Source organism: Nitrososphaera sp. AFS (genome assembly GCF_009898475.1).
Lineage (GTDB): Archaea > Thermoproteota > Nitrososphaeria > Nitrososphaerales > Nitrososphaeraceae > Nitrosopolaris.
In genome coordinates this window covers 1-9,332 of sequence record NZ_QURE01000059.1, presented here as the reverse complement: position 1 = coordinate 9,332, position 9,332 = coordinate 1, and the positions used below count along the sequence as shown (strand labels likewise).

Genomic DNA, 9,332 nt, shown 5'->3' with positions numbered 1-9,332 from the left:
AGGCAAAGTTGTTCTTATTGTTAAAAATTATTTCACTGAACTTGTTATCGAAGCAGCAACGATAAGTAAACATATCATTACAACAGTCTGTCTGGCATAATAAATTATTTAATGATTAAATATTTTATAATATAATAATACAAGTATTGTTAGCAAGCTATTGCTGGCTGTTAAATTGATTAAGTTTTGAAGCAGACCTGATAACTATTGCTTCTCTTTGTACCTGAACCAGTAGTATCAACAGGATTAATTTCGATTGAGATGAAGCTTGTCTAGATCTGATGAAGGAGTTTAACAGAAATATCCCAGGACATTACTTGGTCTTCTTTCCATTGAGAAAGGCTGCTAGTTTCTTTTCTACCGACATTAATAGAGAGACTTGATATTCATACAAATAAGAAATATTATCATAATAAAATTCTAGTAGCTAACAGTGACCAGCTATCAAAGCTTTAGAAAATCTATCTATTTTATTATGTACGAATACTAAGATTTCCTCTAATACAGGCGTTTTCGGGAAATGACAACTTTCGTTTTAGTTCATGGGTCGTGTCATGGAGATGGTGCTGGAAGAAAGTGACTCGACTTCTCGCAAATCACAATCATAGGGCGTACACACCGACCCTGACAGGTTTAGGAGAAAGAAGCCATCTCCTCAGAGAGGACATCGACTTGAGTACTCATATACTTGATATCACACAAGAATTCGAGTACGAAGATCTTGATAATGTGATTCTAGTTGGCCATAGTTATGGAGGTATAGTTATTAGCGGTGTAGCAGAGAGGATACCTGACAGGATCAAGCGTCTTGTATATTTGGATGGATATATACCTGAAGATGGTAAAACTGCTTTTGATTTAATACCCGGTTTAGAGGAGAATACATGAAAAGATCATTAGGTAAGCAAGGCAAAAAGTGGCTTGTACCACCATATGATCCTACAGTCTGGGGAGTTACTAATACAGAGGATATAGCATGGATGAATAGACATCTATCTCCTATGCCATTTCACACTCATGACCAACCAATAGGAATTAACAATCCTAAAGCCAAGAAAATACCAAAAAGCTATATCTCATGTACTGAATACAAGGATTTTCATTTTATGGCTCAGAAAGCAAAATTGCAAGTAGGTTGGGATTATCATGAATTAAAGACAGGCCATGATGCAATGATTACAACTCCAAATGAATTAGTACTAGTACTCGAAACACTGAAGTAAGGACATTACTTAATTGATAATAAATCATATGCTACCATCTTGAGCTAAGTCATTTATTGGCTTTGATGATGGTGGTTTCTGCATTTTTGGTGATTTCACAGACGTGGAACGCGAATATCTGGCTACATTCTATTGTTACGGTTGAGAATATTAGAAAAAATTCACTCCCATATACCCTAACCTTTTTGAACGCTAATACATAATCAGTGGTATCAAAATGTAGCTTGTTGTAGATTATTTCGAATTCAGCCTACAAACCATGGCCAACCTGCAGATATTCCTACTATCTACAATGGGCTCTATAGACAAATATATGCGCATTCTGCTTTGAGCATTATCATCAGGTAAGGGGTCTAAATAGGCCTTCATTATTTATGCTTAGTGTCGAAAAGGTCATTATGGTCGATTTTAGTTTAGCTTAAACTCAGAGTATTTTAGTAAACCGGTTTAGCGTGTATGCATTTTTTTCGTGGGGACTATTTCTTGGCCACATGCTTATACTAACTATTCTCATTTTTAGCGATGTATATTTTTAATGTCCGCTACAATTTGCTAGACTCAACACCATACTAACCAATATTCTAGGCGAAAGATACATAAGATGGCCACTCACCATAGGAGAGTAAATACTTCAAAATATTGGAAAATATCAGATTAAGCTCGCACGAGGTGGGGTATCGCTGGGGTTCCGTCTGTCGTGGTGGGCAGACGGGACTAATTTACTGGATCTTCCGTATATCGGGCTTCAATAATAGTTATTTGCTGTTTACAAAGACCTCTTGCTCACTCAAATGCAACTAGTCTTGATAAAAGGGATGGCTCATCAGATTATGAGGTATTAAAAATAAATTGATCGAGATATATAAAAAATACCGTAGGTCAGTTAGTCTAACCCCTTATTTCACACTAATGGGACAGACTTGTTGATCTGTCAGTGATGGCAGTGGTGATTTTACTATGCTGATGAGATGGTATTGGAAATTTGGTAGTATAAAATTGAAGTCTGATACTTATGAATGATATCGACTACAGTTGATGAGTCTATGTTGCATTGTTTTATGTACAAGTGGTACGTTTGACTAGAAATCTAATAATTATCATGTATAATCGTATCTGATACTTACTTCATGTCAATGAAAATACCATTAGTGTCAGCGTACGAGATAGGGTACTAAAACTGAAACTGCAACTACTGCTACCATTGCATATGTGATCAATGAAGATATACTTCTTAGTTTGTCAGGTTTTGAACGTAACTTGGTCTCTAACAAGGAATTGTAAAGTTGGCCTCCGTCTAATGGACCAATCGGTAAAGCATTAAAAATAGCTACATTAAAGTTAACGAACATTAACCAATAGAACATGTTGGCAATTGGATAAAATGCTGGTCCCAAACTTGAATGATACTTGGGAGCCATCAAATTAGAAAAAGGAATTACCTCTTCGCCTGCCCCAAGTGTCGGAGGAAGAAGTAAAATCTCGTGGTTCATAGACTTGAAAGAGAAGGCATCCTTGTATACTTTCAGGGCTTCTGCTGCATTAGGCAAAGCGCTTATGGATACGCCCAAGATCCCTTCGTTAATATTCACCTGTTTTGGTAGATTTGCTAGCCGAGTTATCTGGTGGCCATTTGCATCTTTCCAAGTTATTGCAACAGTATTTCCCAAATTGGACTTGAGAAGATTTTCCAAATCATTTATCTTGAGTATTTTTTGTCCAGCTACATTCTCTATAATCGATCCTTTAGATAACCCAATCGAATTGGCAAGAGAATGGTCTGCTACTCCTAATATGGCAACCCCATACTGAGGTGCGCCGGTGGTTTGAATAGGGGTAAGAGTAGAGACTACAAAATATAGGGCAACTAAAGATACTGCCACAACTATCATATTGTTTAATGGACCTGCAGTCAAAATTGCACACTTCTGCTTGAATGTACATTTAGCTAGCTCTTCTGGTGAGATATTAACGAACGCGCCAACAGGTATTCCTAAAAAGAGGAGTATACCTGTTGATTCTACTTTTATATTATAAACTCTGGCTACTATTCCATGTCCTGCCTCATGAATTACGATGGTAACAATAAGGGCCACCCATCCATACGTCCACGGTAAATAAGGATTCAATCCAGGAATGAGCAAGTTAGCTTGAGGACCAAGACTTCGAGTTCCAACCCGAGCTTCAGAGTTTGAGGTTAGAATTATTAAAGATGAAACTATGAGAAATAGTGCTAATGCAGTAATAACTGGCATAAGATAAATATTAAATCTAGCATAGATTCTTCCAGCACTGGTGTTTGCTAGCTTGTCAAAAAGCTCTAGTCCAATAGGTGTATGAATCAAGAAAAGAACAAACTTTCTCTCTACTCTCATTCTGGTCTCCTTTGTCTTGCCCTTGTCTTTACCCTTTACCTCCTTTTCCAAACAGAGTGCATTGAACAGTCGGATATATAAAATAAGCATATTACAGAATCCCATTCTGATGATTCAAACAGAATACTTTACTGTGTGAATTATATCAAAACCTTAGATAGCGCCATCATTTAAAATGATGATCCAAGAGAATGTATCTAAGATTAGTAAACACCGCCATTTATTTGAATAATAGGTCATGATTTAGAAGGTATTTTAGCAAGTTAGTAGGACCGTCATGTAAGGAAACTGATCAGCATGAGTTGTATTATTTCCAGTGTCAATATCGCAGTAGTTAGAAAATACTTAAAACAGAAGAATATAATAGATACACCGAGTACTATGGCTATTGACCTTGACGGGATCAGTATTGAGTAGCGTAAAAATTCTCAATCTAGGTTCTGTTACTCATATTATAGCAGTGGTAAATATAATATCGTTATTATCATTATTTCTATTACTTTTCGTTCATTTTTTACCTAATAACCATATTTTTCCGTTCCATTATGCATATGCCCAACAATATAGTGGAGCAACCAGCAGTTCAAATTCGAACTTTCCAATTCTGAATGCTAGCAGCAATAGTAGTGGTAGTGGTAGTAACATTTTATCTACGTCAGGAATGGCCACGGCTGATGTAAAACCAGATAAGGTTACAATTATTGTGGGAGTAGAGACAACCAACAAGACAGCAAAGGCGGCATTAAGTTCTAATGCGGCTGCGTTAAACAAGGTATTAGAAGTACTATTAGCAGCTGGTGTAAAGAAAAATGAAACGAGTACTTCTTCATTTAGTGTATCTCCAAATTATAATTATTCACAAGGACAAAATAAAATAACCGGGTTTACAGTGGCAAATTCAATACAAATCCAAAGCTCAAATGTCAACGGCACAGCCAAGTGGATAGATACTGCAGTATCTTCTGGAGGAGCCAACACTATAGATAGTATTAATTTTGCTTTATCAGACAACAGGTCAGGAGAAGTAAAAAATAATTTAATAAAACAAGCAGTAATTGACGCAAGAAGCAAGGCCGATATCGCGGCATCAGCATTAGGTTTAAAAATAATAGGAGTCAAATCGGTTAATCTTAATGAGCTTGAGCAAGAACCTCCTGCCCCTCAACCGTTAGCAATGACAGCAGCGATTCAAGCACGTACTGCTAATGCCACCCCCATTATTGCGGGGCAGCAGAAAATATCAGTAAACATTAGCATTAGTTGGTTAATTGGTTAAAACAGTTGCAAAGATAACTGATGGCGATACTTGTGGAAAGCCTTGACTGAATCTATAAAAGCATGAATTCTTGAGTCTACGACCGGATTAAATCAACGTTGTCTAATTTGTTTGAATTGAAAAGTACAGAAATTGGCCGTATTATGTTATTATATACTTAAATGTTACTATAGTGGTATTTTATTTAATTATGACCGCTAGAAGGGAAACTACAACAATATCGGCAATAGCAATCATGGTAGCAGCGATGGTAAGTGTATCAGTGGTAATAGCTCTGACGTTGCTAACTGATGGAATAGGCGTACCGCAAGTTAATGCAAAACTTCTAGTAAAGCACGATTGCAAAGGTACAAATCACGGACCTCCTTGCCGCAATGGCTCCAAAGCCAAAAGGAAGTAGTAGAACAACGTGAGCATAACCAGGTCCAGGACCATAACGTACTCCACTAATTTTTTATTGTCACGTTGGTTTACTCGTTGAGCCAAAACAATTTTGCGTATATTCTCCCGTTCGTTATCACTACTAGCCAACTCTGCTAGTATCAAAAGTCTGATAGCATCAGTTAGGTCGGTTAGGATTTTTAAGAGAACCGGGTCTATTTGAGGATCCGACTGCGAAGCATGAAGCCGAGGCATGGTATGCGTCGACGTTAGGGGCCTAGCTGAAGGCTGTTCGTTTGGTTCGATGTTCGGAAGCCCTTCCCATCTCCTCACCATTATTTGCCCCCTATTGCTATATCTCTTCTGGCCGTACCATTTCGTCTCCTGAATCTGCTTTAGTCCTAAGGGTGTTATCAATGAGTTCTTTTATAATATGCCTATGACAGCTCTCGCCTTCATGTTCTTGGCAGAGTAGTGTAACATTCGTAGTCTTAGCTTTCTCTCCTAACTCCATCATACTTGCTATACTAATCGGGTTATCTACCTCTTTGATAAACCTTGATACAAACTCAGACCAACCAACAATACCATTCTTGTAGGCGTCTAGTAATTCATCACTTGGTGAAAGTTCCTTTTTCCATCGTTCCTTATTAAGTTGAAACTCTCTGAATGCCTTATTAATCCAAATTGGACGCCTCATTATTAGTAGTCGTAGTCCATCATCCGGCTCAGGCCTGTCGTAGACACGTTTTGTTTTAATCATCTTTCAGCATAATAAGAAGGTGATGCTAATAAGTAATTAAATTTGTAGAGAAGTACACCCCTTGTTATAACTTCTTAAAGTAGCACTTGTAGAGTCGACCAGCCAGCTTAATTGGGTATACTCATCTGCCCATGCCGATTTTGCTGACTTACTAGCCTGTGTAGAGTATGTCCCCGCACCTCCATAAACACGATGTCCTAAATTAAAAGACGTTTACTTTGCATTTACTTGTGATTAGAACAGGTTGGGCTGATCTGGTATCTTGGCCAACACTGACCAGCCACAGCCCCTTTGTATGTCCTGAAACTTGCGATTGCATAGATTCGGGGCCACTACAGTTATTTATACGATCCTAGCTGAATAATAGGTTTCTTTTGCGGCCAAAATTGTTGCGGTTAAAGACAGAGTGGCCTCCATTAAAATGTGACAAGTGCTGACTAGGTCAGATGCATACAAGATGTTTGGTTCAAAATATTAGCTTCATCGTTAGCGAGTATGTCGACTTTTTGTTTACTCATCAAAATTACCTCTAACAGACAACTCCAAAATCCTTGCATGTGTTCAATAAGTAAGCAAATAATGTTACTGATACTTGAAATACCCCTGCTCGATCGTATTGTTTGCATACGTTAGACCATTATTTAGCTCGTGTTTTGTTTAATAAATTTCTATGAGGACGTTGCCTTTTATACTCCATATGTAGAGAAAAATTTGAGTCCTACTTCCAATGCAAGTAAATTTCCATGACCTTAAGGCTGACATGACGCCAAAATCGTGGTTGTCAAAATTCCGGCAAACATCAGTTGTGTATCTAATCTCGATGCTTATGTTTTATCATGGCATTGGGTTGTTATTACTGTTAATTGGAACATCAATTGTACAGACAACAATCACAAATTATCAAACGCCTTCGTTGCCTCACTACTTCTCTTTAGTGTTGGCTGCTGGACCAACCGAAGAAACGTTGTTTTTTGGCCTTCCATATTATGCCTTTGGAAATCACTATGTGGTTATGGCTGGGGGTATTATTTGGGTGATGCTACACATTCTAAACACCTCTGTTGTTAATATTCAAAATCTTGCATACGCAAATTGGTTATTTGTAATACCTTCATTCTTTTTTAGTTTCAGATGTTGGGTTAGTGGTAAAGGATGGTTCGCCATAATAACCCATTCTGGCTGGAATGGGATATTTTTTTCCTTAGGCTGTTCTTACCATGAGTATAGCTGCTTAGTTTTTCCGAGTGGAGGGAATTATATGTTGACTTTGAGTACTTTTGCGCTTTCTGCATTACTATTAGGTTTAACATATCTCCTATATCGAATACGTAGCTCGATATCCATTTCTAGGTAGCAGTACAAACTATATCTTAACTAACTCATTAATTGACGCCTATGTATAGTCCAAAAATCAAATCTACTCCGTAGTCTTTGTTAGTTGTTAGGGAATAGTCTTTGTTAGTTGTTAGGGAATTAAATAAACTATATAAAACTGAAATAGCAAAATGCGAGCGCCAATACACTAATAGAGTGTTCCAATTTCGACTATTATCTGTGTTAAACCGTATTACCATTATTAGCCATATTTTCTTTGGATGCGAGTTAATATATATTTGTAGATATCGAATATATGTATGTTAGCAGTCGAGGCTGTTCATGTTTCCAAATTGTATAAGGGCGCTGGATATGCTGCGCTTAATAATGTATCAATCGATGTCGAAACTGGCAAAATATTTACACTGCTTGGAAGGAACGGGGCAGGAAAGACAACTTTTGTAAGAATTTGTGCTACGCAGCTTGCGCCTACTAGAGGCATGGTGAGTATACTCGGCTATGACGTATTAAAGGAGGCATCTAAAGTAAGGAGGCTAATTTCAGTAGTGCCACAAGAAGGCCGGCCTTTGAGAGCACTTACACCATGGGATCATGTGTATAACTGGCTTCAGATAAGAGGTGAATGCAAGCATGATGCTAAAAAGAAAACAGAAAAAATCTTGCAGAAGCTAGAGCTTCTTGAAGCAAAGAATGTCCCAGCAATGAACTTATCAGGAGGAATGAAACAAAAGATCCTTGTGGCCATGGCTATGGCTACAGATGCCCAATTACTTTTTCTTGATGAGCCTACGATCGGATTAGACCCAGTCTCACGACGTCAAGTCTGGTCAGCTATACGGGACTGGAAAAATGAAGGCAGGTCTATACTATTAACTACGCACTATATGGATGAGGCTGAGATGCTTTCAGACAATATAGTGATTGTAGATAGGGGACGAGTAATAGCAGAAGGTGATATGCATGAATTAAGAAAAATTATACCTCAGAATATCAAGATTGATATTGCAAAAGATACTGTCGATATTGACATGCTTAGATCGTACGGATCTGTTGTAGATACAGGAGCTGGAACATTGAGGATATTTACCTTCGAATCTACAGTCAAAGAAATATCAGATTTTGCTCTGAAAAAGAACCTCGCCTTCAGGGTTTCGCCCATAACCTTAGATGATGTATTTGTGTCACTTGTTGGAGAAAATACCCAATACCTTGAAGATGAAAGACACCATATAGGTATGAGCTATGATGACAACAATTAGACAAAATCTGTGGCCATTTATAATCCATTACCAATGAGGCTTCACAGAAACACGTTATCAGTAATTTATTGAAAAAGTACTTGCTTATTTTTACAATTTGACAATATAAGGGTAAGAGTTACAGGCGGTTGGCTGTCTGAGGAGAATTATATAATCATTTATAGAATCGTCACTTATTCGCATTTGGCGACACTACAAATAGTTACCCAAAGAATTAACAATTCGAAGTTGTTGACTTGCTAATTATTGAGTGTGCTTAATGCTTGAGACTTCAGGTTAGGATTTGGAGACAGATTAACAGAATTTGGATGAATACACCTATAAGTACTCTTACATGGGGCATCCAATTCTTTGATGGCGGCTTTAGTTACATAGAAAAATACTACTCTTTATTTTAAGTATTTCTGTATTCAGATTTGAAGTTATGCATCTGAGGCCTCTAGTAGATTTTAGAGTGATAAAATTATAACTTGACACTTGATTTAATAATGAATTTGATAATGCTCCTGCACTTTGTGCATTTAAAGAATATAACAGCCCAAAGATCAGATCAATGAATTGAACGGCGTTTAAAGTGTAAAAAATATGCCGCTTTGGAAGTGGCTGCGTATTCAATAATGATGAAGAAGGAATGCTTTACTGGAATAGTTGACAGAAAAGATTGCATCAATTATACTAATATAAGAAAACAATTTATCCACGGACGCATCTGACTAGTCATAA

Annotated in this window: 9 protein-coding genes; 5 read left to right on the top strand and 4 right to left on the bottom strand. The window is 37.5% G+C overall.

The genetic code is table 11. The annotated features are described in order from the left end of the window. Positions 1–549 precede the first annotated feature (549 nt). Both DYY65_RS07745 and DYY65_RS07740 read left to right on the top strand, forming a co-directional pair. Positions 550–888, top strand: a complete 339-nt coding sequence (locus tag DYY65_RS07745; protein ID WP_201449402.1) for an alpha/beta fold hydrolase — start codon at positions 550–552, stop codon at positions 886–888. Further along, on the top strand, positions 885–1,223 hold the full coding sequence (locus DYY65_RS07740) for a hypothetical protein (protein ID WP_162477400.1): 339 nt from the start codon (positions 885–887) through the stop codon (positions 1,221–1,223). The genes DYY65_RS07745 and DYY65_RS07740 overlap by 4 nt, the downstream gene beginning before the upstream one ends. 1,151 nt (positions 1,224–2,374) lie before the next feature. Here DYY65_RS07740 and DYY65_RS07735 read toward each other — a convergent pair. Further along, positions 2,375–3,646 (bottom strand): site-2 protease family protein, encoded by a 1,272-nt coding sequence (locus DYY65_RS07735; RefSeq protein WP_162477399.1) that lies wholly within the window; start codon positions 3,644–3,646, stop codon positions 2,375–2,377. A gap of 343 nt (positions 3,647–3,989) precedes the next feature. Between DYY65_RS07735 and DYY65_RS07730 the strand changes: the two genes are divergently transcribed. Beyond that, positions 3,990–4,871 (top strand): SIMPL domain-containing protein, encoded by an 882-nt coding sequence (locus DYY65_RS07730; protein WP_162477398.1) that lies wholly within the window; start codon positions 3,990–3,992, stop codon positions 4,869–4,871. A gap of 180 nt (positions 4,872–5,051) precedes the next feature. Here the strand turns inward: DYY65_RS07730 and DYY65_RS12485 are convergent, their stop codons facing one another. The 3 genes from DYY65_RS12485 to DYY65_RS07720 are packed head-to-tail and all read right to left on the bottom strand — an operon-like array spanning position 5,052 to position 6,015. Continuing rightward, positions 5,052–5,216, bottom strand: a complete 165-nt coding sequence (locus DYY65_RS12485; RefSeq protein WP_236561728.1) for a hypothetical protein — start codon at positions 5,214–5,216, stop codon at positions 5,052–5,054. Between the two features lie 9 nt (positions 5,217–5,225). Then, positions 5,226–5,588 carry a hypothetical protein gene (locus DYY65_RS07725; RefSeq protein WP_162477397.1) on the bottom strand — a complete coding sequence of 121 codons (363 nt, stop codon included), beginning with the start codon at positions 5,586–5,588 and terminating at the stop codon, positions 5,226–5,228. Positions 5,589–5,604: 16 nt separating this feature from the next. Continuing rightward, a complete protein-coding gene (locus DYY65_RS07720; protein ID WP_162477396.1) occupies positions 5,605–6,015 on the bottom strand; it encodes a DUF488 domain-containing protein in 411 nt (136 codons plus the stop codon). Positions 6,016–6,742: 727 nt separating this feature from the next. Here DYY65_RS07720 and DYY65_RS13010 point away from each other — a divergent pair. Next, a complete protein-coding gene (locus tag DYY65_RS13010; RefSeq protein ID WP_370519327.1) occupies positions 6,743–7,369 on the top strand; it encodes a CPBP family glutamic-type intramembrane protease in 627 nt (208 codons plus the stop codon). Between the two features lie 280 nt (positions 7,370–7,649). Beyond that, the gene (locus tag DYY65_RS07715) at positions 7,650–8,609 is read left to right on the top strand and encodes an ABC transporter ATP-binding protein (RefSeq protein WP_162477395.1); all 960 of its coding nucleotides are present in this window, start codon (positions 7,650–7,652) and stop codon (positions 8,607–8,609) included. Positions 8,610–9,332 lie beyond the last annotated feature (723 nt).

Excerpts from the sequence above, each read along its gene's own strand:
- DYY65_RS07725 (WP_162477397.1), bottom strand. The coding sequence starts at position 5,588 with ATGGTGAGGAGATGGGAAGGGCTTCCGAACATCGAACCAAACGAACAG.
- DYY65_RS07715 (WP_162477395.1), top strand. The coding sequence starts at position 7,650 with ATGTTAGCAGTCGAGGCTGTTCATGTTTCCAAATTGTATAAGGGCGCT.
- DYY65_RS13010 (WP_370519327.1), top strand. The coding sequence starts at position 6,743 with ATGCAAGTAAATTTCCATGACCTTAAGGCTGACATGACGCCAAAATCG.
- DYY65_RS07740 (WP_162477400.1), top strand. The coding sequence starts at position 885 with ATGAAAAGATCATTAGGTAAGCAAGGCAAAAAGTGGCTTGTACCACCA.
- DYY65_RS07720 (WP_162477396.1), bottom strand. The coding sequence starts at position 6,015 with ATGATTAAAACAAAACGTGTCTACGACAGGCCTGAGCCGGATGATGGA.